Annotated in this window: 23 protein-coding genes; 11 read left to right on the top strand and 12 right to left on the bottom strand. The window is 41.0% G+C overall.

The genetic code is table 11. The annotated features are described in order from the left end of the window. Nucleotides 1–173 precede the first annotated feature (173 nt). The 3 genes from FN831_RS26340 to FN831_RS26330 form a co-directional block, all read right to left on the bottom strand. Nucleotides 174–515 (bottom strand): IS110 family transposase, encoded by a 342-nt coding sequence (locus FN831_RS26340; protein ID WP_246101771.1) that lies wholly within the window; start codon nucleotides 513–515, stop codon nucleotides 174–176. 32 nt (nucleotides 516–547) lie between these two features. Then, on the bottom strand, nucleotides 548–1204 hold the full coding sequence (locus tag FN831_RS26335) for a TonB-dependent receptor plug domain-containing protein (RefSeq protein WP_142531204.1): 657 nt from the start codon (nucleotides 1202–1204) through the stop codon (nucleotides 548–550). An 84-nt stretch (nucleotides 1205–1288) separates the two neighbouring features. Then, nucleotides 1289–1630, bottom strand: a complete 342-nt coding sequence (locus tag FN831_RS26330; RefSeq protein ID WP_142531203.1) for a winged helix-turn-helix domain-containing protein — start codon at nucleotides 1628–1630, stop codon at nucleotides 1289–1291. Nucleotides 1631–2532: 902 nt separating this feature from the next. On the opposite strand from FN831_RS26330, the gene FN831_RS26325 reads away from it, so the two are divergent. The 4 genes from FN831_RS26325 to FN831_RS26310 all read left to right on the top strand — a co-directional run bounded on the left by FN831_RS26325 (nucleotide 2533) and on the right by FN831_RS26310 (nucleotide 4800). Next, nucleotides 2533–2685 (top strand): SDR family NAD(P)-dependent oxidoreductase, encoded by a 153-nt coding sequence (locus tag FN831_RS26325; RefSeq protein ID WP_142531202.1) that lies wholly within the window; start codon nucleotides 2533–2535, stop codon nucleotides 2683–2685. Beyond that, entirely contained in the window at nucleotides 2655–2903 is a 249-nt protein-coding gene (locus tag FN831_RS26320; protein ID WP_142531201.1) for an SDR family NAD(P)-dependent oxidoreductase, read from the top strand. Before FN831_RS26325 ends, FN831_RS26320 begins: the two co-directional genes overlap by 31 nt. Before the next feature lie 201 nt (nucleotides 2904–3104). Beyond that, nucleotides 3105–3707 (top strand): RNA polymerase sigma factor, encoded by a 603-nt coding sequence (locus FN831_RS26315; protein ID WP_142531200.1) that lies wholly within the window; start codon nucleotides 3105–3107, stop codon nucleotides 3705–3707. 79 nt (nucleotides 3708–3786) lie between these two features. Continuing rightward, nucleotides 3787–4800 carry a FecR family protein gene (locus FN831_RS26310; protein WP_142531199.1) on the top strand — a complete coding sequence of 338 codons (1014 nt, stop codon included), beginning with the start codon at nucleotides 3787–3789 and terminating at the stop codon, nucleotides 4798–4800. Nucleotides 4801–4872: 72 nt separating this feature from the next. Here the strand turns inward: FN831_RS26310 and FN831_RS26305 are convergent, their stop codons facing one another. The 4 genes from FN831_RS26305 to FN831_RS26290 form a co-directional block, all read right to left on the bottom strand. Then, complete coding sequence (locus FN831_RS26305) at nucleotides 4873–5952, bottom strand: alpha/beta hydrolase (protein WP_142531198.1); 1080 nt, start codon at nucleotides 5950–5952, stop codon at nucleotides 4873–4875. A gap of 1 nt (nucleotide 5953) precedes the next feature. Next, nucleotides 5954–7945 (bottom strand): TlpA family protein disulfide reductase, encoded by a 1992-nt coding sequence (locus FN831_RS26300; RefSeq protein WP_142531197.1) that lies wholly within the window; start codon nucleotides 7943–7945, stop codon nucleotides 5954–5956. 66 nt (nucleotides 7946–8011) lie between these two features. Next, nucleotides 8012–9409, bottom strand: a complete 1398-nt coding sequence (locus tag FN831_RS26295) for a RagB/SusD family nutrient uptake outer membrane protein (RefSeq protein ID WP_142531196.1) — start codon at nucleotides 9407–9409, stop codon at nucleotides 8012–8014. A gap of 11 nt (nucleotides 9410–9420) precedes the next feature. Next, nucleotides 9421–13017 (bottom strand): SusC/RagA family TonB-linked outer membrane protein, encoded by a 3597-nt coding sequence (locus tag FN831_RS26290; RefSeq protein ID WP_142531195.1) that lies wholly within the window; start codon nucleotides 13015–13017, stop codon nucleotides 9421–9423. 504 nt (nucleotides 13018–13521) lie between these two features. On the opposite strand from FN831_RS26290, the gene FN831_RS26285 reads away from it, so the two are divergent. After that, a complete protein-coding gene (locus FN831_RS26285; protein WP_142531194.1) occupies nucleotides 13522–13827 on the top strand; it encodes a hypothetical protein in 306 nt (101 codons plus the stop codon). Between the two features lie 611 nt (nucleotides 13828–14438). Here the strand turns inward: FN831_RS26285 and FN831_RS26280 are convergent. Next, on the bottom strand, nucleotides 14439–14804 hold the full coding sequence (locus FN831_RS26280) for a response regulator transcription factor (RefSeq protein ID WP_142531193.1): 366 nt from the start codon (nucleotides 14802–14804) through the stop codon (nucleotides 14439–14441). A 246-nt stretch (nucleotides 14805–15050) separates the two neighbouring features. Between FN831_RS26280 and FN831_RS26275 the strand changes: the two genes are divergently transcribed. Continuing rightward, nucleotides 15051–15353: a hypothetical protein gene (locus tag FN831_RS26275; RefSeq protein ID WP_142531192.1), complete on the top strand. Its 303-nt coding sequence runs from the start codon at nucleotides 15051–15053 to the stop codon at nucleotides 15351–15353. A 476-nt stretch (nucleotides 15354–15829) separates the two neighbouring features. Then, entirely contained in the window at nucleotides 15830–15988 is a 159-nt protein-coding gene (locus FN831_RS26270) for a DUF3606 domain-containing protein (RefSeq protein ID WP_221931416.1), read from the top strand. 257 nt (nucleotides 15989–16245) lie between these two features. Here FN831_RS26270 and FN831_RS26265 read toward each other — a convergent pair whose 3' ends face one another. Beyond that, complete coding sequence (locus tag FN831_RS26265; protein ID WP_262711905.1) at nucleotides 16246–16890, bottom strand: SDR family NAD(P)-dependent oxidoreductase; 645 nt, start codon at nucleotides 16888–16890, stop codon at nucleotides 16246–16248. 23 nt (nucleotides 16891–16913) lie between these two features. Beyond that, a complete protein-coding gene (locus tag FN831_RS28315) occupies nucleotides 16914–17036 on the bottom strand; it encodes an SDR family NAD(P)-dependent oxidoreductase (RefSeq protein WP_262711904.1) in 123 nt (40 codons plus the stop codon). A gap of 136 nt (nucleotides 17037–17172) precedes the next feature. On the opposite strand from FN831_RS28315, the gene FN831_RS26260 reads away from it, so the two are divergent. The 4 genes from FN831_RS26260 to FN831_RS26245 all read left to right on the top strand — a co-directional run bounded on the left by FN831_RS26260 (nucleotide 17173) and on the right by FN831_RS26245 (nucleotide 19849). Further along, nucleotides 17173–17460 (top strand): winged helix-turn-helix transcriptional regulator, encoded by a 288-nt coding sequence (locus FN831_RS26260; RefSeq protein ID WP_142531191.1) that lies wholly within the window; start codon nucleotides 17173–17175, stop codon nucleotides 17458–17460. Nucleotides 17461–17684: 224 nt separating this feature from the next. Next, nucleotides 17685–18890: an MFS transporter gene (locus FN831_RS26255; RefSeq protein WP_142531190.1), complete on the top strand. Its 1206-nt coding sequence runs from the start codon at nucleotides 17685–17687 to the stop codon at nucleotides 18888–18890. Nucleotides 18891–18899: 9 nt separating this feature from the next. Then, entirely contained in the window at nucleotides 18900–19478 is a 579-nt protein-coding gene (locus FN831_RS26250) for a Crp/Fnr family transcriptional regulator (RefSeq protein WP_142531189.1), read from the top strand. 77 nt (nucleotides 19479–19555) lie between these two features. Then, nucleotides 19556–19849 carry a DUF3861 domain-containing protein gene (locus FN831_RS26245; RefSeq protein ID WP_142531188.1) on the top strand — a complete coding sequence of 98 codons (294 nt, stop codon included), beginning with the start codon at nucleotides 19556–19558 and terminating at the stop codon, nucleotides 19847–19849. A 1048-nt stretch (nucleotides 19850–20897) separates the two neighbouring features. Here FN831_RS26245 and istB read toward each other — a convergent pair. Continuing rightward, nucleotides 20898–21671: an IS21-like element helper ATPase IstB gene (gene istB / locus FN831_RS26240; protein WP_142531187.1), complete on the bottom strand. Its 774-nt coding sequence runs from the start codon at nucleotides 21669–21671 to the stop codon at nucleotides 20898–20900. 2 nt (nucleotides 21672–21673) lie between these two features. Beyond that, complete coding sequence (istA, locus tag FN831_RS26235; RefSeq protein WP_142531186.1) at nucleotides 21674–23200, bottom strand: IS21 family transposase; 1527 nt, start codon at nucleotides 23198–23200, stop codon at nucleotides 21674–21676. Nucleotides 23201–23456: the final 256 nt, after the last annotated feature.

Genomic DNA, 23456 nt, shown 5'->3' with positions numbered 1-23456 from the left:
GTTCAAAATCAAATGGTTTTTTACTGTTCATTGTGTCCATAAGTTTATACTAATTTACTTATTCTTACTCTTGATTATCAAGAGTTGACACAGTTCGATTTACAGTCTCTGTATTCCTGGATTGCATGTATTCTAGGTTTCAGATATATCCAAATTTATTTTAAAATAGTCTTTTAAGCTGCTCGCTGGTAATTTTCCACATACATTTCGCCTCTTTTCACCAATGAAAACATCCGTAGGATTAATTTGAATTTAACATTATTGACTACTACTCCAAAATGCTTATCTTTTAGCTTACGAGCAGCATATTCTTTCATTTCCGCATCATGCAGTATTGCAACCCTGGCAGCTTGATTCAATTCCTGCTTCAATTCTTTATTCGCCATATGACTTACCTGTTTTCTCCCCTTGATACTAGTACCGGAACTATTGTCAAACGGTATTACACCGACATAAACAGCATACTTTCGTGCATCTTGAAAACTGGTGAAGTTTTCTGTATATGCTAGAGTCATCCATGCATTTATCGGTCCAATCCCCTTAATACTTAGCAGTATTGCCCGGATTTTTTCGACTTTTCAGCGGTCTGGTTTTTCGGGGGGAGGTCAGGATAAAAATCACGCTTTAATTGAGAGGCAGCCACTTCGAAATAAAACTTGTTTATTCGGGAACCAATATTGGTATTCAATCGATACCCTCCGCTAAGAAACCCAGCGGTTGCATTAATTTCGAAGGGGTTTAGTGGTTTACGGCTAATCAGATTAATAGCTCCTCCTTCTGCATTCGGGCCGTACAAAACTGACGAGTAGCCTTTTGCGACTACAATCTCTGAAAGATTGAAGGTGTTGAACCGGGCTAGATCCACATAACCATCGTAAGGCACATACAAAGGAATACCATCTAAATACACCGGTACTTCTCGTAAATCAAATCCTCTAATAGTAACAGCCGATTCATTTCTAGGACCAACAGCCGTTAAAGTTACACCGGGCAACAGGTTTAAAGCCTGCGCAACATCAAGCCTGTTGTATTTTTGAAGCTTTTCTGCAGAAATTTTATTCGTCTTTAAGCTATCGCTGTTTCCAATTATATTTATTTGACCTAGTTGAAAGACTCTTTTAGCGCTATCCATCTTTTGCCCGTAACCATATTTCGAGGTTAACAACATGCAAATCAGAAAAGAAAATTGTAAAGTTTTTTTCATTGAAAGCTCGTTATGTTTTCATTTATATAACGAAGATATTAAATATTATTATTTTTCAGAATTAACATAAATAGTTCAATACTTTTATAAGACGATGGATTGATTAATGTCCTCAAGAAATGCACTAAATTTTTGCTTGAGAGCATAAAATCGCGCAATCGCATTGATCCCATGTTGCGTTACTTCTGCATTGCCACCACCTTTTCCGCCTCTTTTACTGATTACAACGGGAGCTGTAAAATTGGTGTTCATATGGTTGATCATACCCCACGCTTGCTTATAAGACATTTTCATTTGTAAAGCTGCTTGCCGAATAGATCCAGTTGCTTGAATTTTTCCCAATAGTTCGACACGTCCCGGACCAAAAACCTTTTCTGCTGAGTTTTCAATCCAAATCCGGCCATTTAAAGTGTAAGAATCCACCATGTTAATAATCTAAATGACTAATGTGCGCAAAATTTAAAGAAAGTACAACATTCCACACAAGTCTGGTCAAGACATTAATAAGTCAGTTATGATTAATAGTTGGATATTCCAGACGGCTTGACCAGGCAATTCCGTAGGATGGAGACCACCGATTTATGTAATCAGTATAGAGAAATTCAAATTTATAATCAATGAATTATGATGGTCAAAGTGTTCCGGAACTGATTGTCTGCAATTCCGGAACGAGGTGATCCATCGCCGCGGAATGTCCAGTTATGCTTCACCTCAACGAAGCTTACGGGGTGTTGTTGGCAACACGTGACTTCTTACACAACTCTTGCAGTATCCGTTTATTTCGCCAGTCCTTAATAAAGTACCTGCCCAGGCTTTTTTTTATGTACATTGGCGGAAAATAATCCTACACAATTGTACGCTAAAGTGTTAGATTCCAAAGTGAGCGAAGATATGGCTCCGTTAATGGGAAAGTTTGTCGTCCAACATACAATAGATGAAGTTACAGAATCAAAAATAAGCACAGACATTGCCTTAATACGCGAAAAATACGCCATAACATCGGAAATGGAAGAAGCGTCGTAATATAGGCCAATATCACCTTTTAACATAGCGACCACGCATTACAAAAGTAAAATCTGGTTTTAAAGTAATAATACTGCGCTAATTGCAATAAACCACGGTAAACCTTTCCGTAAATGCTAAAAGCGAGAACAGCGAGGGGGCTTTGAGCGCAGGGGTTTTGCAGGTCCATGCCGAGCGTGGTGAATTTGAAACAGCAAATTATCCTGTTCATCCTAACCTCAGGGCTGACTTTCGAATACAATCTTCCGACATATAGATACTTTAAATCTGTTTGTTAGCCGTAATTTGTAGTATATAGAATAGAAATGAAAGTAACATTAATAACTGGTGCATCTGGTGGAATTGGAGAGGCAATTGCAAACAGACTTGCTGATCGGAAACACAACCTTTTACTTGTAGCACGCAATGCCCAAAAACTGGAAGAACAATGCGCTCAACTTTCCAAAAATTTGGCATAAATGTGCAGTTCATCGCAGCCGACCTTTCAAAACCAGAGGCAGCAGCAGGGATATTTAACGAGGTTAAAGCGAGGGGTATGGAAGTACAAATGCTAATCAACAATGCTGGTATTGGATCCGGCGGACAATTCTCCACGCTATTATTAGCATCAGAATTAAGCTTAATTCAGTTGAATATATCATCCTTAGTGCCGATGACACTGGAATTGCAACAATAATCTACAATGTCGTTGAATAAAATCTGAAGATCTCGCATAATGATTATGCAAGCCATTATTCTTGTAAACCCTTAGATTTTAATTGGACTGGCTTTTTGAACTGATTTATAGACCAACATTATTTAAAAGAAAAGTATCTCATTCTATATCTTATTCAAGACTTATCTTTTTATTTGCATAAACTAATCTTAACACACGCATTTGAAACGCCAGGGAAACGCATCCGGTTTGTGGCTCAGTTTTACAAAAGGAGATAGAGATGCTTTTACGGCGATCTATAATACCTATGTAGGGGCTTTATATGAGTATGGAATGAGGATTCTGAAAGATGAAAACCAGGTGGGCGACTGCATACATGATCTATTCATCAAATTATGGCTTAATCATAAAACGGTTCGAAAAACAGACAACATTAGATTTTACCTTATCGCGTCATTAAGGAATACAATCCTTTCTTATAAGGCGAAGGAAGACCGGCTGCCAAAAGAGGAATTCCACAATCCTGATGATTTTGTACTTGATTTTAATGCAGAATCAGCGCAGGTAAACAAAGAAGAATCAGTTGCCCAATCCCGGAGAATAAATGATGCTTTAGACCAGCTGACGGGAAGACAAAAAGAAATTATCTATCTGAAATATTTTGAAGAGATGAGTTATGAACAGATTGCAGACCTCATGAATATCTCTGTAAAAGGTGCTTATAAATTATCTGCCAGGGCTCTGGATGCCCTAAAAATTATAATGAATGCAGATAAAGCGGTAGTTATATGGATGCTGATACACTATAAATCTCAAATATTTTAAAATAATTTCGTTGCGATGGGGTAATTTTAATGAAAAAGGTGTTTATTACTATACAAAGAGGGCGAATAACAAATCACAAATGCAGGCTGAAAAATATCAATCCTTTACTACTGAAGATTTTTTAAATGATCCTGAGTTTATCAGGTTCGTGAGAGAAGGCGATGCGGAAGATACGCGGTTTTGGACAGCATACGAAAATTCTGTAGTAAACCTTGAGGCTTACCGTGCAGCACAAAAAGAACTGAAATTCATCTTTACTGCAAAACGGATCGCGATGCCCGCCAGCTTTGAAACTGACCTGCTGGCCCGGATCGAACAATCGGTTGACCAGCAGCAGCGCAAAAAGACGGTTTCACGCAGACTTTACCTTTCTATAAGCAGCGCCGCAGCAATTCTCGCTTTTGTGCTGCTGAGCTTCTGGCTGAACACCGCAAACGTAACGGTAATTACCAGATATGGAGAAAAAAAGAGTGTCACCCTGCCAGACGGCAGTATCGTGATGCTTAATGCCAATTCATCAATCAAATATCCATTATTGTGGCGGATCAATCACCGCCGTCATGTAGAGCTGAAAGGTGAAGCTTATTTCAAAGTGGTGCATCTGAATAACGATCCTATAAATGTTGCTGACAAAGACAGGTTCCTTGTGAACACCAATCGTCTGCATATCGAAGTGCTAGGTACAGAGTTTGATGTGAAGGACAGGAATCAAACCGCCAAAATTTCCCTCACTAAGGGGCGTGTGAGTGTACTGTCATTGGTTTCAGGGAAACACTATATTCTGCAACCAAAACAAATGGCCCTGGAAACCACCGAAGAAGCATTAAAAATTGTTCAGGCCGACCCATCTGTAGAACATGCATGGGTTGATGGCAATAGAAAAATGCAGAAAACCAAAGTGAAAGATATCCTGCAGGAGTTTGCGGATGTCTACGGCAGGCGCGTGGTGTTAAGCGATCCTGCAATGGCCGAGGTACAGATTGATGGGACGATCTCTTTCAAAAGCGGAGAGACGGTATTATTTGTGCTTGCCAATATCCTGAATGCAAACGTTAAAAAAGACAGCACAACAATTATCTTACAGGCAAAATAAGCAGAAAAGACTGGATCAAATAGCTATTGCATTTTATCCAGGCTTTCCTAGCTATCACTCAAATCCTCCAATTTACATCGTTTGCACCCAGCGGGTAATGATGTCGAGCGCCCTCACAGAAAAATCAGCATTGATAGTCCGGTATTCTGCCAGCGTACAGGTTTGGCAGGGTAAAAACAAATGGTTTAAACCGGAGAGCAATACGGTTTTCACTTTACGGTTTCCTCCCGCAGCACTGTAGTTTTGCCAGTTGGCAAGGTTGCTCTCGGCATTCACCATCAGATCCTTACCACCATTTAAAGCCAGAATCGGCACATGAACTTTCTTGAGTGTTTCAGCTGCATTATACCTTACAAAATAGCGGTACCAGGGCCCTGTTGCTGTCTTCACATAACTATAAACAGGAAAACGGAAATGGTCATACTGGATATTCAATGTTTTGAAATAAGCGTCATCCTTCAGCTTCCAGTCGGCATATGTTTTATTCAGCACACTTTCCAGACTGTCAGACTTGGCATATTTATAAGCCACTTTAAACATCATCCCATTGATTTCATTAGAACGCTTTTTATCTACCTCGGTTTGTTGTGATCCATTTACCAGGTCTTCATTCTGCCTGATCAGGGATTCATAACCGGAAGTAGCAAGCCCCGCAATACTAACAATGTAAGCAACGTCCTTACTCTTAGCGGCAGCAATTGCAGCCGCTGCACCACCTTCGCTATGGCCCAATAAACCGATACGCTTTTGGTCAATACCTTTGATTTCTTTTAAAAACCGAATTGCCGTTAAGGCATCATCAGCAAAATCTTCTGTGGTTGCAGTCTGATATACCCCGGTAGTTTTGCCCGTACCCCGGTCGTCCAGTCTCAGTACCGCAATTCCATTGGCACTCAGATAATCTGCGATCTGTTTAAACAGAGGATGGCCGGCCATAGTGCCGTCCCTGTCCTGTTGATAGGATCCGGAAACAATCACAACAGCCGGAGCATTTTTAATTGTCTTGGGACGGGTTAAAATTCCGGCGAATGTAATCTTACCGTCAGGGCTATTAAAGCTGACGGTATCTGCAGTAAATGCCGCCTTTTCCTGTGCCTTCACAGCAACGCTAAATATCAGGAGAGCGCAGCATAGTAAAATATAATTTTTCATGTTAATTAGCTGATTTAGTAAGTTCTACAAGCATGGAAATGTCATCAGCAAGGCCTGTTGCACTGCCATTATATCCTATCGAGATAAACCTTAAGTTCCCTTTTTTATCTACAAAGAGCTTTTGCGGGATACCTGAAATTTTGAAAGCTTTGGCTATACGGTCAAATACTTCCCCAGTAGCTTTTGCACCTTCTGCTTTGTTATCAAAAAGCACATTAAATGGATAATGATTGTCTTTGATATATTTCTTCACTTCAGCTTTGTAGTCTTCAGTTCTCTCTTCGGTATCCACGAAATAGAATACCACATCCTTATCATTTTTATATTTTTCAACGGCAATTTTCATTCCGGGGAAAGATGCTTTACAAGGCACGCACCATGTAGCCCAGAAATCCATAATTACAGTTTTGCCGCGAAGCTGAGCAGAAGTGACGGTTTTATCATTCATATCTTTCATGCTCCAGTCCGGCATCGGCTTGTCCATCATTTCTGAAGCCGCTTTTTTCTGCGCTGCAATTCTGTCTGCAGGGTTTTTAAGCGATTCTATGTAGGCATCAAAACCTTTTTCGGAACCCTGCGTCCTCACATAGCTGCTTTTTAACATCGCGAGCATTTCGGGAGTACTCTGATTCAGATATAAGCTTTTTGTAAGCACTGCCTGCAATGATTTGTTATCCCCTTTTTTCTGAAGAAGATGGGCATACTGGTCATTAACCGTTGCATTGTTATATTGAAGATACTTTTGTGCAAGCAGGGCAAATTGCATGGCTTCGTCATTTCTTCCGGCAGCCATCAATAGGGCTATCTGCACAGGAAAAACATGTCCTGCACGCGAGTGATCAAATTCATACGCCCACTCTGTAGGAGACATGTACATATATTCTGGCGGCCTGTTTGTTTTAAAGTCATTATATCGCTTGATCAGCAGATCTGCAAGCGGCATCAGTTCTGCCGGTGTTCTATCCTTCCGGCTGTACGGAATCTCGATACTTTTATAGTACATATTACCAACCACACTGTAAGGTAATACAGGTGCATATTTTTTAAGATAGTCATCATTTTTGTTGACTGCCGTAGCCACCAGGATCATATTCTGATATACTACACCGTAACTGATCCTGTTATCATCATCAAACTGCGCATTCGTAGTTATCGGAAAATCGGCCAGGAATTGTTCCGAAGCTTTAAGGACAGCTGGCAGTTCGCGGCTGGCATTAATATTTCTGTGAGCTGCAAGCCTGGCAAGGCTGCCCTTTGGGAATCTAGTTTTAAGCACTGTCTCTATAGAATCTTTTCTTTTGGTGTCATTAAGCAGCATTCCGGTAATTGTTCTTGCTTTGAGCAATTCATCTTCTGTTGCATCAGCTCTGGTTAGATATCTTACAGCCAGCATCAGCTTAGGCGTAGCTTCCTCTTTCATAAAACCCTTCAATGCAATTGAATAGGGAATTACAAGTTCGCCTTTGGCTTTAGGATTAAACACGATTTCCTGGCTTAGCCAATAATAGCTTGCCGTATCGCTGATCCCCTTAAAATTGATATACCCGGGAATATCAAGGTTCAATTTTGGTGAACGCGCCAGTCCCCATCCGGCATAACCGCCAGGTGCCATTAGTCCTTTGCGTTCTTTGTCGCGCAGCTGAAGGAAATATCCCTGGTCGTGTCCGTTGTCAACGATGTCGCCCGATTTAAATTTCAGCGCGATGAGTCCGCAGTCTGCCGGGGTTTTAAAATTTGCTTTCCATATATCGCCTGCCCCTGTAAAGGCCAGGTCTGTTCCTACCCATTTATAATTCTTGTATTGATAAACTACTGCGCTGATGTTTTTTTTGCCAGCAAGCGGTGTACCTTTTGCATCATAAATCAGTTGCACCGGACTTCCATTCTCGGGTCTTTCGGGTAAGAAGGTGAAATTTGTGGGATACACGGATTGCGCAAATGCGCTGAATACGCTGCACAAGAGCAGCATTAATACTAAACTTTTTTGTTTCATTGGTGTGTATGTAAATTTAAATGGCAGCCGGATTGTAAATCAGCTGCCATGGTATTGTGTGTTTTTTTAAGGATTAGGTTCCAGTTCAGTGTTCAGATTAATAAGTGTCTGAGCGATCGGGAAGGTATACCTGTTGCTGTTTGGTGCCAGCGTATAGGTAACTCCATTGTAAACCCTGGTGTAAGTTTTGGAGAACGGGGCTTCATCTTTCAGACGGCGCATATCCCACCAGCGGAGTTGCAGTCCAAAAAATTCACGTCTGCGTTCGTCTATCACTTTTACCAGTGCATCGCTTGCCGAAGTTGCGGTCATCGGGACATAATTTGCCGGCCTGAACCTTCGTACACGCAAACGGTTCACCCACAGCATCGCGTTGGCAGGATCACCTGTGCGGGCAGAGGCTTCAGCTTTGATCAGCAGCATCTCCGGTACAGAAGGGCCCTCGTTACGCGTTTCGCCCACTGCGATCTCTTTTGAATAGTACCTTCCTGTATATGCAGAACTAATCGTAGAGGCAGGAGCTGAAAAGAGCGTATAGCGCTGGTCTGTTGTTCCCAGCAGGGCCAGAAATTCATCACTCATCTTTAAGGCTGTTGGACTATATCTTACCGATCCATTGAAAGGTAATTTAGAAAGTAAAATTTCAGGATCTGCTATACGGCGCGGGTAATTGGTAGTTGTTACACTCGTCAGCACAGAAAGATCATCTAATGTACTCCTAAGTGCCAGTGCCTGATCTGCATATCTGGATGCATTGGCATAATCGTTCATATAGAGATAACAGCGTGCGAGTTCTCCGTATGCCGAAGCCAGGGAAGGCAAGTTATTGTACAGCTGCGTAGAGGGCAGTCCCGGAATAGCCCTTGTCAGATCTGCAATGATCTGATCATACACTGCCTGGACAGTAGCCCTGTTTAAACTTTGTGTAACGGTTTGCACAGTAAGTAAGGGTACGCCTAAATCAGTTGACGCTGTAGAAGCATTATAAGGCTTTGCATAATTATTGATCAATACCAGATACGCGTCAGCACGGTGTACCAGCGCTTCGGCAGTCATTTGCACCTTATCCTGTTCAGGTCCAACACTTCCGGGAAGTTCATTAATAATGGTATTACAAGCAAGGATTTTTGTATAGGCGGAATTCCAGTTCACATCCTGCTCATAAGAAGGATTACCCACAGCGTAAATAACCGGCGACCAAGTATATGCCGCCGTAAACCATCCATAAAACAAACTTGAAAGGCCGGTTATCTGCGATGCATCATTGATATTGATGTCACTCGAAGCATAGTCTGAAAGGCTGGGAACAGGTTCGAATGAATTTGCATTATTTAAAAGATACCTGTAATTGATAGTTTGATCAGGCACCAGGCTGCCCTGCGTTTTGATATCTACATATTTCTTGCAGCCTGAAAGCGACAGTGCTGTGAGAGTGAAGATGAAGTATTTATATATTGATCTCATTTTTTGCGGGATTAGAAGTTAACATTTAAAGTGAAATTATACGATACTACTGGCGGCAGTCCTAAAGTCGTACTGTTTAATCCACCATTGATATCAGGATCAATTCCTTCCTTATTAGCCCTCCATAAGAAACCAAGGTTCCGTGCAGAGAAGGCAAAGTTTGCAGCCCTTACTGCATTGGTAATTTTTGCTACAGGAATCTGGTAAGAGAGTGACAGGTCTCTCAGGCGGATATAATCGCCTTTCAGCACATTGATATCTGATTGCTGATAACGCAGTAAACTTGATGAGGCGAAAGTACCTGCAATACCAGGAACATTCGTAAACGCTTCGTCTCCGGGATTCTGCCATCTTTTTGCAACATCTGCTGCGAGGTCATAAACTGAGCCCTGTCGGGAACTTGGATAGGTATTGGCCGTTGGTCTTAAAAATACGCTGCCAAACTGGTAGGTTGCAATGGCCATCAGCGTAAATTCACGATACCTGACCGAGGTGTTAAAGCTTCCAAAATATGGAGCATTGGTACGTCCGGCATAAGTAAGCGCATCCAGCGAGCTGATGTTCCCGCTGGCCGGCACTATATTTCCGTTCTGATCAAAGATCCTGGTTAAACCATTGGCATCCAGGCCGGCATTTTTGTACACCAACATTTTATCAGTAGCATATCCTTTAAGCTGAGATCCATATGCAGGATTACTGTATACTGAAGAAGTTGGAGCAAATCTTGCATCAGTAATTTCATTCGTATTGTACGAGAAATTAAGCACGCTCGTTACATCCCAGTCCTTGCTGGTATAGGATGTTCCTCTTAGACTGAGGTCTACCCCTTTTCCTTTTAACTCTGTAGAGTTTCTGTTCAGGCTAAGTAGCCCATATGTTCCGTTGATAGGAAATTCATAGAACAAATCCTTGCCATGTTTTTTATAAAAATCAGCAGTTACCCCAATCCGGTTATTCAGCATCCCCAGGTCAAGCCCAATGTTGGTTACGTAAGTTTTTTCCCAGCGCAGTGATGGATTGGCCGGAGCAGATATAGATGCCGTTGGCAATCCTGTATTAGGGTCATTAGAGCCAATGCTAATCGCAGTAAAAGGAAAAAGGCCCGTTGCAATATTTCCGTTCACACCATATGTTCCTCTGAGGCTCAGGCTATTGATCCATGACAGTGGTTTCATGAACGACTCTTTTGCAAGGTTCCATTTTAAACCGGTTGACCAGAGTGGTGTAGCCCTTAGGCTTCTGTCTACACCAAAGTTGTTGTAGTCGTCATAGCGCGCGCTGGCAGACACGGTGTATTTACCGTTAAATGTATAACCTGCATTACTATAGTAAGATAAGTACCTCCTGATTCTGTCCTGCTGATATGGAGCGCCACCAATAGAGGTTGTATATCCCTGAATTGAAGTATATGGTGCCAGATAGTTTACAGATGAATTTAAGCCTGTACCCATGTTGTAACCGTATAGTGTAGAACCTCCCTGACCAGCATTGGTCTGCCTGATTTCAGAACCGGCAATTACATTGAGCTGGTGTTTACCTGCAAATGTATTGTCGTAGTTTAACTGGCCGCGAACGGTATAGTTATTTGTTGTAGAGCTGATCTGGTTGAGAATACCTGCACCCGGAGAAAGGCCCAGAGAGTTGACAGCTCTTGCTGTTGCAGTTGCCGGCAGCGGGGTATATGAATTTACCAGGTTTCTGTAATAGTAGGTGTTTTCGTTGTAGAATGACCTGCTTGTACCAAAACTACGTTCGTTGTTAAAAAAACCATTGACTGATAGGCCTTTGAAAATTGGCACATTCAGGTTTGCACTGAAGGAATAGTTGTTCACCTTATTGGTATTATCCGCATTATCAATTTCATCCAGCGCGTTATAATTCCAGTTCAGGTATCCTCTGTTGACCAGCGTATTTTGCCAGCCCGAGTAATATGCTCTGGAGGTATATACCCTGTTCCCGCTGTCATCCACCAGTTGGTTGTATGACAATAAGGTATTAGCAGTTGGTCTGTATAAACTGGACAACCCAACACCGTTATTTTGGTAGTTAAAGAACGAACCTCTGAAAATAGTTGTCAGCTTTGCTTTTTTGAAAAGATTGAAAGTATTATTCAGTGTTACTGTTAACCTGCTGGCTTCGTTGCCTACATCATTAGGAATCTCCTTACTGTATGAACCTGAATAAAAATATGTTGAGTTGGTACCGCCACCACCTACTGACAGATTGTATTGCTGGCTTGTGGCCGGTTGTAACAAATATTCACTCACCTGACTGCGGCTGTCCATCGTACTGTACTGTGCAATCTGTGCATCATACTGTGCCTGAGTAATTGTGCCTGCGTGTAATCTGAAAGTTAAGTCGGTTACAGGTCCCACATATGGGCTAAAAGCTGTTGTGGCACTTGGAGCAGGAACGATGTTTTTGTTAGCGATCTCCTGCTCAAGATTGATTGTTTGTGCAGCATTCATCATTTTGAGGTAGTCGAGATTCGGTTTACCACTCAATGAGAATGTTGTAGAGAAGTTGATATTTGGTGCCTGGTTAGCCGTTCCTTTTTTAGAGGTTACTACAATTACACCATTTGCAGCACGCACGCCCCAAATCGAAGCTGCAGCAGCATCTTTAAGAAAGGTAATGCTTTCAATATCATTTGGATTGAGTGCTGACAGGTCGATCTCTGAGATAGCACCATCAATTACGATCAGCGGATTGTTTTCCGCAAATGGAGATACGGTGCTTCTTCCACGAATATTGATACCGTATTCTGTACTCCCGATCGTTCTTGTAGAACTGTTCATCGATGGATTGGTATTTCTATAGGCAAAACTGATATCCCCCGCAGTAACATTGATCTTTACACCCGGAACCATTGATTCCAAACGCTGGATCACATTAGCTACCGGAATTTTTTCCAGATCTTTTTTAGTAATGACCACAGCAGAACCTGTAGAGCGCTCCGGAGAAATCTGCTGGTAACCAGTAGATACCACTTTTACTTCCTGCAGATTGTTACCCGAAGAAGGCTTAAGCCTTACAGAAACTCTTTTACCAGTACCCTGTAACTGAACTTCAGAACGGTCGTAACCTAAATAAGAGAAGCTTACTTCTGTAGCCGTTTGCGGCACAAAGAACGAAAACCTGCCTTCAGCATCGGTTACTACAGAATTATTAGCTCCGTTAGACTTTACTGTAACACCTGGCATAGCATTTCCGGATTCGTCAGAAACCAGTCCTGTAATAAAGATGCTGCCATCATTTGCAGAGGGCGTATCATTAAGTGCGCCGGATTGCTGATTTCTCAATTCCGCATTTCGTGAAATAATGGTGTAATTTCCTTCGCTTACATAAAGAAACAACAAATCGTTAGGATAAAGTACAAGTTTGAGTGCTTCATCCAGTGTTTTAGCATTAAGGCTTGCACCAGTAGTAAATTTGTTTTCTACGATACCATGTCTGTAAGCAAACTTGGTTTTGTATTTTGTAGAAATGGCATTTAAAGCCGTTTCTACAGTTATCCTTCGTCCTTGTGCAAATACAGATGCACTACAGCAAAGTATTGAGACGGTTAATAAATGATAAAAAAATGATTTAGTAAAATTTCTGATCATGTTAATTGGTTTAGTTGATTATTGAATTGGTCATTCAATAATACAAACTGATATTTTTTTAAAATCACCCCAAAGAATTGATTATTTTTAAAATAAAAGCAGCCGAACAATAAGATTTACGAAAAAACAGCGGTTAATGATGTTATTCTACGGCTTAATACAGTGGGAAATCATGAAATAATAAGATATAAACTATATTATCAAACTGCGAAACAGCATGCTGAACCTAAGCTGGCACTGGAAAAGAAGAAAGTCTGGAAATAAGCGTAGCCAAGGCCGCTAAGGGGGAGGATTACCATATTAAATCGATGGATTTCGATTTGGAAAATTGGGAGGAGGATGGGAATGTAGACAATGGTATTAGTATCTCCCTGATAACAGATTTGAATGGGTTCAAGATCCTTTGGCTGGCTGCGCTCATCCCCACAATATTGTCGCCGGACTTGAATCTGAACTACTCACCACAGCGGCCCTTAAGCTGCAATTGGGTAAAAGTTACGCATCATGGCAGTAAAGGAAATAATAGCGATGATTGTATACATACGTTGCGCAAACTACCTGTTTAGCGTAGATGGTGAAAACCTGCGTTACTTGCCTAATAAAGAAGCGATAGCCCGGATACTTCGCAATAAAAACAGAATCATTCATAATCAACCCTACTCGTTTTACTTTACCCACGACAATCCTACCTTGAGGCGCATCTTTGCAGTGGATGGTGATACGGTGTTAACGACATTGAATTTTAAAGTGCGCTATTCTCGAGCCAAATGGATTAGCCTCCCAAATGCTTCAAACAATAAACTAAGCTAAACGGTATCGAGTTAAATAACTCCCTAAAGGAAGCTGCGGTCTAGGCATCACAGCAGTAGATGTAACATCTTGGATGGCAGGGATATGTAAAGCTCTATATACCGCCTGCGCAAACAAAAGATAGCCCTTACTGTTAGATGGAGCCCCTACGGGAAAAATCTCGAACCATTTTTTTAAAGATCTGCAACGTTTAGCAGATAAATAATTTGAGAACTTTCAGCCTTTTAGCGACAATACCATTGCCGGTATTTTAAAGTGAGGCAAAGATATATTATTATATTACAAATTCAAATCCTATTTTGATTTCCATTAATAAAAAACCATATCTAATTTTTAAAACACTGAATTTTAGATTTATATGTAAAATATTTTTTCTTATCCTTTAATTAATCATTACCGCCTGCTTAGGCTGTCGTAGTATTTCTGGCATGAAGCACTCTAAGGAATTCTCAAAAGACTATTAACTTCTAATATAACCATGTTATAGGAAAGTGAATTTTCATTCCTGAATAATAGCGTTCATTACAAATTAACCTCAAATTATTATGTGGATATGCCGAGAACACAGGCTTGGCATATCTTTATTACATTATTGTTATAGAAAGGTAGCCTCACCGATCCAACAATGTATTGTAAAGCGCCTGCTGTACTGCTAATAGATCAAAAGGCTTTTTAATAAAGCCGTCAGCCCTGGTACTATCGGTAACTTTTTCAGCCGTAGTATTGGCGGACATCATTAGCACCGGGAGATCGCGTGATTCTGGGTCACTTTTTAACTCATTGCAAAGATCAATTCCATTCCCATCGGGAAGCATTACATCTAAAATAAATATATCTGGTTTGTTAAGAGTTAGCGCTGCTTTGAAAGCAGTTATGTTCGAGAAAACCGAAACCTTATAGCCCTCATCGGAAAGATAAAAATCCAATATATAACCAATATCCTCATTGTCTTCAACGATAAAAACTATAGTGCCCATTTGCCTGTTAAACTGATTAAAATAAAGATTCTATCGACTTGTATGTAAAGAGAGGGTTGTCACACTGCATTTAACAAAAAGTATGCCTTAAAAAAGATTAATATGCATAATTTATTAAAGATGAGCACGTTCATTTAAATATCTGGATTTAGAAATCCGTAAAAACATTTGCTCATTTTTAAACCGAAACCAAATTCATTGGAGGTAATTGATTATATTTAGTTTTGTAATCAACAAAATTCAGTAATGGCTTTAAGCACCACCCTAAAGTTGAAAATATTCTATTTTGAAATAGAAATTCTGGAGGAGCAGGCCTATCTATTAAAAAATGGATTTGATTGCTCTTTAGAGGCAGTCAGGAACCAACTGCAAAAAGCGGCCGGTGAACTTTATATCAAATCCAATTTATTGGTTCCAGATAGCTACTATGAACAACGTCCGTTCAGACTTGCCATAGTCATGGAAGGAACTGAATTAAAAAAATCAGAAGCAATATCTTCAGATTACCAATTGATTTCCATAAAGAGAAATTTACTGTGCTTGTGGTAGAAGTAATCGAACACCTGTCACCAAGCGTGAAGCAAAAAATCATCAAATCCGGCTATACCCTGCAAGATGTCGCAAAAGAGATTGTGTTAAATATCTGGCAGTACTCGATCCATTCCAAACCTGATTTAGCAATTGTATTTAATGATCTCCGAAATCAACCGAGTCATTGCAGGCTTCAAAAATTTCATTATGACCATAATCTTTCAATTATCACAGATATAGTATTTGGCCTCAAATTGGATATTCCGGGCGGCTTGACCAGGGGATTCCGTAGGATGTAAACCACCGATTTGCGTAATCACTATAGGGAAATTCAAATTTATAATCAATGAATTAATGGTCAAAGTGTTCCGGAACTGATTGTCCGCAATTCCGGAACGAGGTAATCAATCGCCGCGGAATGTCCATACCTGATAACGAAAAATAAATAAACAATTTAAACAATAATATTATGTCAGACGACAAGAACAAAAGGGATGGCCGCGACCATAGCCAGATCTCAGGTAGCGAAGATTTTGAACTGGATCACGTGGCTGAAAAACTGGGCGGTTACCCGCGACCAGGTAAGGGCAGCTATTAAAGCTGTGGGCAACGACCGTCAGGATGTCGAGGCCTACCTGAAAGAAAATAAATAAGGTCACTTTACTGTTTTATTTTATCCTTTTAAGGCCGGCATGTCCGGCCTTTTGCATGGCCGGTTTTTGAAATCAGTGTAAATCGGCAGATTCGCAATACCATTGGCGTCTCTAAGACCTTGTGATACGGTTCCTCTGAAAATAAACAAAGGTTAGTTCTCTTTAAAAGAATAACTAACCTTTGTAAAAACAGATTATGATGGTTTAACCGTGTCTAAGCCTAATAGAGAACACCTTCATGTTACTGTTCATACCTCTTAAGCTTCCAAATACATTTTTTTGATTTCCTTTACGGATGCCTCAGCGCCTATTTCCTGTCTTCTGTCATAAATTGCTTTTGCGCTTTTTCCTGCAAAATAACGCAGCTGGTCTTTGCCATCAGTTGCCGCTTCATAGATAACTGAGCCAATTTCATCGGGAGTGGAAGCTGGCTTGATCATGCTTATCATTTTTTTCTCGGTTGCCTCATAAAATGGCAGGTGGGCCACATCAGAGTTATGGCTAAATAATTCTGTATTGGTACTGCTCGGCGACACCGTTTTTACACCCACATTAAACAGAGATAGTTCAATTGACAGGCACTCACTCCAGCCTTCCACAGCCCATTTGGTGCCGTTATAAATACTTGTAAATGGAAAACCGGTATGTCCGCCAATAGAGGTAACATTGATAAATAAGCCCTTCTTATTCTCTCTGAAATTTGAAATGAACGCTTGCGTTACACGAACGGTTCCCAAAAAATTACTATTTACCTGCTGCACAATGTTTTCATCGGTAAAAGCTTCTAAAGCGCCCAGTAACCCAAATCCTGCATTATTTAGCACAACATCCACGTCAAATAAGGAAGTGGCTTTTTCCACTGTTGACTTTATTTGTCCAGGATTGGTAACATCCAGTGGCAAGAGCGTTACATTTTCTAATTGGGTTAGTTCGGTTTCTTTCCGGGGTTGCGCATAGTAGCAATAACATTCCAGCCTTCGCGTTGAAATAACTTTGCCGTTGCTTTCCCTATACCGGATGAAGCCCCGGTAATGAATATTGTTTTCATAATGATGTAATAATTTGATTGTCCAACAAAAGTATGGTAATAAAAGTATACATTTGATACCTGTATCCTAAAGTATACTTAATGCCTTGTGAGTACTTCAACAAAAAAAGATGAAGAAACAAGATTCAAAGAAAAAATGAAAGCCATTCAAGATACCCTATTCGTGCTTGGTGGTAAGTGGAAACTTCCGGTTCTCTTGTCAATCTACAGTGGTAACAAGCGATTTAATGATATTGCTGGTTCCATTCCTGGAATAACTAACCGCGTCTTGTCGAAAGAACTGAAACATCTGGAAGAGAATTTACTGATCAGCAGAACAATAATTGATGACTATCCTGTCAGAATAGAATATGCCATTACGGACTATTGTCTAACCACGCATAAGGTAGCTCCGCCAATGGAAGAATGGGGAAAAAATATATGAAGAAAATTAGCGAAAAATAAGGCGAGTTGCAATTTATTAGAAACGAACTAACCTCCAAATCATATTACTTAGGTTGAAGCCCCCATACAGCGGCTGTAATGGGCAGTATGTTTAAATAAAAAAAGATGCCTATAGCGCTCCATTTATTGATCTGTATCAATGTGTACATAAATGCATAGGATTAGCTTTGCCACGGAAATCAACCATTAAAAGTCAATCCTATTATGTCTGTAGCTAATCCAAACAAAAGTATCCCCCTTACCAATTGTTTACTGGTCATATTTGCCATCATTTTCAGCGAATTCCTGATCATGGGTATTTCCCTGGGTACGCTGCCGGAATTTGTGCACCGCACCCTCGGTTATAACAATATTATCGTCGGGGCCGTTATCGGGCTTCAATATGTCGCAACCTTACTGACCCGGCATTTAGCCGGCCAATCGGCCGATGCTAAAGGCGGACGGATAACGGTGTCGATCGGGCTTGGATTGTCCGCATTATCAGGCATTTTCTGCCTAATTTCACTATGGTTCCATTCCCAGGCATTTTTTAGTCTTATCCTGTTATGTTTAGGCAGGGTTTTACTCGGTATCGGAGAAAGTTATCTGGTGATCGGCATCTTTGCATGGGGATTTTTATTAGTGGGTAGCAAGAACACGGGTAAGGTCATGGTGTGGAATGGATTGGGAATGCACGGTGGTATGGCACTGGGCGCTCCCCTCGGTATCTATCTGCAAACTAAATTCGGGCTTGGTTTTTCTTTTGCAGGCATAGCCCTGTTGCCGTTCGTTAGCTTTCTAGTTACCAATATTCTTCCCAATATCCCTTTACCCCAGCTGGAAAAAAGACTTCCTTTTTACAAAGCTGTAAAATTGGTTTGGGGCGCAGGAACCGGACTTGCGCTGGCCAGTATTGGATTTAGTGGTATCGCTTCTTTCATTACACTATATTTTCTGCAACGCGGCTGGGCTAACGCCTCTCTGGCGATCAGCGCCTTTGGGGCAGGCTATATCGTAATGCGATTATTCTTTGCGCATTACCCTGATAAGTTCGGCGGGGCCAGGGTCGCTATCGTTTGTCTGGCCATAGAAGCGATTGGCCAGCTACTGATCTGGCAGGCGCCCGGCGGTATTTTCGCCATAGCAGGTGCCGTGCTAACCGGCTGCGGGATGTCTTTGGTTTTTCCTTCGTTCGGGCAGTTGGCAATTAAGCACGTGTCGCAGGCTAACAGGGGAATGGCAATGGCAGCTTACAACGCCTTCTTTGATCTGGGTATGGGGCTTACCGCACCAATTGCGGGTGTGATCGCCGGAGGCACGCATTACGAAAATATTTATTTAATGGGTGGGATCGCTGCGCTCATAGGACTTGCGCTGGCCTCCCGAGATTATTATGTTGATAAAAGTGCCTCACTCTCTATAAATGCTTAAATTTGTTTGATGACCACAGGTAAAGAAAAGCTGGCAGATCATATACGTAATGTAACCTATTTAACAGATGAACAGCTGGAGTTGGTCCTGGATTATTTCAAGCCTTCCAGCCACCTCCGCAATGAGGTGCTGGTCGAGATCGGGCAGGTTAATGATCATATGAATTTCGTTGTTAAAGGATGTGTAAGGATCTTTTTCGTTCGGGACGATGGATTAGACATGACCAGGAATATCACGTTTGAAAACCAGTTTGCAACCGGACTGGCAAGCTTTATTTCGCAGAACCCATCGATGGAGGCGCTCCAGGTTTTGGAGGATACGCAGCTGTTAAGGATCAGTAGAAAGGACTTTTATTATTTGCTGAACCTGATCGGCGCATGGGAGAAGTTTTTCCGGAAATACCTGGAATATGCTTATCTGAACAACCTGAGTATTTATCACAGGGAGATCATGAAAGATGCAGCTGAAAGGTATAAGGAACTGTTGACTATGAATCCGGAGATTGTAAAGCGTTTGCCCAACAAAATAGTGGCATCCTATCTAAATATGTCACCGGAAACTCTGAGTCGAATGAAGTCAAAAACCTGATTAAATAGCTTGACACAATAAGTTAGGATCGTTTAATTATTATCAGTACTAATGAACTTATAAATTTAAATATTGAAATGAATAAAAAGAATAATGTTTACAAGATCCATCTACAGGAAGTAGAATTAAAGGATGGTAGACCCGCAACAAAAATACTGGAATTTGAGTTTGAAAACCATGATGATGTTTTCGGCATAATAGAAAAAATGCAGGAAAAAAATATTCTGGAAGACAGCGAAGCAGCAATGGAATTTGCATTAGGGATTAAACTTTTCAGTGAAGTCATGCTGAAGTACAAAGACAATGCTCTCTTTGAAGAATTGAAACCAGCTTTTGGGCAGTTTATGAAAAAACTGAAAGGCAAAAATTAAGTTTAGAAGCAATACAGTATGGATAAGAGCCTTCACCCTAGGCAGTAATAATTATTAATTATTTTAAAACCCTATTATTTCATTAATTTGTCAAAAGGTGATCATCACGTGGTATTAACTTGATATCAGAAACCTTTGCACAGGTGCTCGGCCCGTGATCCAATCCGCCCGTAAATAAAAATACTACAAACAGTGCTCTTTGTTATTGTTTAAAAGGAACATCGATGATACGGCCGGCAAAGCTTTCATATCCATGGGTGAAGTGCAAGCCGAGCTTAAGACAACATTAGATCGGATCGCGAAAACAGATAAACGTGATAATAACATACAGTGCCCCTGATTATTTTTATGGAAACCTTTTTATTTTCCAGTTGAAACAGGTAGCCCTTGTGATGTTAAACAACTGAAATCTTGAAAGTAAATCCGCCTATCCCGATTTTACCACGATACAGGACTTTCTGACGCGGCGGTTCAATTTTAGTAACGACGATGATATTAGCTTGCGCCCTTTATAGTTTTTCTTACACATATTAAATAAATCGTTTGTGCATCCCTGCGGCCGGGCTTTACACTGCAATGTTTTCTTTCAGAAAAGGATTTTTTTTAATCCCTGATGCGTTACTGTTAAAACTGCATCCTCTATTTAATGTATAATATTTTTTTAAAATCCGGCAAGTGCCGGATTTTTGCTTTCATAAATACCTGTAGGAGCACTTTAGCGGGCAGCGTCAAACACATCGTATAGAAATACTAAAGATAGTTTAGGGCATCGGCAGGCAGGATTGTCCCGGCTTGCGGTGATGCTTTGCCGTATATCCCTTCCACTTTATCCCTTTGCAGCGAGCCGTGTGCTGGTCACCGTTTCTTAAGGGCGAAGTTATGGCCACCCCCTTTTTGGGTTTCAAGGTCAGGTCCTCCGGGTTTGGCAAAAAATCACTCCCGTTGGTTGGTAGTATTTTTTGCGCAAAACCTTACTGTAAATAGCAAATTTACTTTCATCAATTTTTAGCAAAAGTAATTCACCACTTTTAACCAAAAAATATAAGCATTAGACCTGTTTTATTTCCTGTGTTTTCTCTGGGAAAATAGTTTTTCTATTTTCCATTCTGTAGCTGGCACCTTTCAGCTTGACCACTTCACATCGATAGAGTAGTCTGTCCAGTAATGCTGTAGCCAACACCTCATCTTCTAGAGTTTCAGCCCATTGTTTTGGAGATTTATTTGTGGTTATGATAATGGAGGCTTGCTCATGGAGATGATTGATCATATTAAAGAAAGCCACAGCTTGCGCCTTATTGATTGGGAAAAGCATAATATCATCAATCGCCAGCACATGAGCTTTTAAGAGACGATTATAGGCATTCATAGCAGATACCGTGATGTCTTTCATCTTAAGAATATTGGTGAGCTCTTCCATGCTCAGGAAGTACGCCCGATATCCGGCGATCAGTGCATCATGGATCAGACCTGCCCCTAGATATGTTTTTCCGGTACCGCTAGGCCCCATCAATATGAGATTATAATTTTGCTCTAGCCACAATAATTCTCTTAATTGGGCAAGTTCTGCCTTCAAGATTCCATTGGATACGTTAAAGTCATAGGTATCCAGATCATTGTGTTTGGGAAGTTTAGCCAGTCGGATTCTTCTTTCCAGATCTGCTGATTTACGGTAGTTTACCTCAGTTTGCAATATTCCCATAATAAAGTCCATATAGGACGGTTTATCCAGCTGCGCCTGATGTATGATCTCTTCGGGTGCTCTTTTGAGATTAGTTAGCCGCAGGGTTTCTGCATGTGCTTTAATTTGTTTGATTTGTTCCATTGCTATTTAAGTATTGATTCATAGTAATTGATATTACTTGTTTCTGGGTCCATGCCCTGTTGTAAATGATCAGGATGCATGCGGATCGCCATTTTCAGATATCCAGACTCTGGGTTATACATTCTCTTTTGAAGGCTGAGCACCTGCCCAAATTCATAAGCATTGTAGATCTTGTTTTCCAGACAAATATCCAGAGTGATAGCCATCGCTTGTTGTGAAGCGCCTTTCAGACCTTTAAGTATCACTTTTAAGCTGTCATGAAAATACCGGGGCCGATCTTCTTTCAAAAGAGAAAGATAAAGGGCTGCGTTATTATGGTTTAGGAGTGCGGTAACCTCCGCATGGGTTTGTTCCACTTTTATACCACTGGGTCTTCTGTGGGTTTCTAAACGTACAAGGCAGCCTTTCTGCTGAGATATTACATGCTGTGCCAGTACCTGTCTGGTTACACTATAAATACACATGCTGCTTCCTTTAATTTCCAGCAATACTTTGGCGCCCGGCCCGCTATAAGTTCCTGAAGGGAGACTATAATAATTGCCCCGGTAGGTAATGCAGTTGTCTTTACGGACAAAGTATTCAGGCAGCATCGTTTTAGGCAATACTGGAGCAGTGGTATTTTGCTGCAGGTGCCTTTGTTCAATCAGCCATTCCTTCTGAGGAATTTTACCGGTACTACCATGTATTTTTCCATTGCCGCGACGTTTCAACCATTCCAATGCTTCTTTTTGCAAGATCCCAACTGATTTATACAGACGGCCTCGCAGAAAGTTGTGTTTTACATACTTGATCACGTTTTCTATCTTCCCCTTTGACTCCGGATCTGCCTTTCTGCAGAATATAGGCTTAAAAGGATTACTGTCACAAAAACTCCGAAAGCCATCGGTCAGCAAGATATCGCCCAAATTTTCCTCCTGGATAAAGACCCGATCCTGATCATAAATAATCTCCCCGGGTATGCCACGAAAGAATTCAAAAACTAATTCGTGGGCATAAATAGCTGTGGCAGTAGTAAATGCGTGACGCTGAAAGTAAATGAACTTTTGCCGGGACCGGCTCAATACCATAGCAAAGAAATATACCTTCATCTGATAACTCGTATCGTTCTGCATTAAAGCTTGGCCAAAGTCTACCTGCGCCTGCTGACCATAAGGTGTCTCGGGCAGCTTTTCATAGTCACGGGCATCTTTATCCTTGTACTTGACTAGACCATGCTCCAGACGGATATTCTTTACGAAATTATAAATGGTCTTGCTGTGCACTGCCGGAAGATCTGGATAGCGCTCCATCAGACGGTCTTCTATTTGCGACGAAGACAAATAGGGTTGCAGTTCAAGGCTCTCCTTGACATAGTTATAATAAACAGAAAGCTTCTTAGGTAAATTTCTTGGACGGGAAATCCAATCATGAAAACCCTTTTCAGAAAGCGACCTGTACTTGCGGACTGTTGCCCGATCCAATCCTGTTTCCACATGAATCTGACTTACATTTAAGCCCGATTCAAATAATTCTTTAACTTTGTACCACATAAAAACTCTGTTTTTATTAAGAGGCCGACATCGATTTTGTTTCACACCAAAAGATGCGGCCTTTTTCCGTTTTTAGCTAATCCGCTGGTGAATTACTTTTGCTAAAAATTGATGGTACAAAGTTGCTACTTACACTTACTCCCTGAGTGACAGCCTTATTCTGCCCTTGAAACGAAACCAGCATACTCCGGCTCTTTACACGAATAAAAAAATGTCAGGTATGAACAACAATATCAAACAGCAACTACAAGGCAAA

This window comes from Pedobacter westerhofensis, assembly GCF_900182595.1.
Taxonomy (GTDB): domain Bacteria; phylum Bacteroidota; class Bacteroidia; order Sphingobacteriales; family Sphingobacteriaceae; genus Pedobacter; species Pedobacter westerhofensis.
The sequence above is the reverse complement of the archived record's forward strand: the minus strand, read 5'-3'. Positions and strand labels throughout refer to the sequence as shown.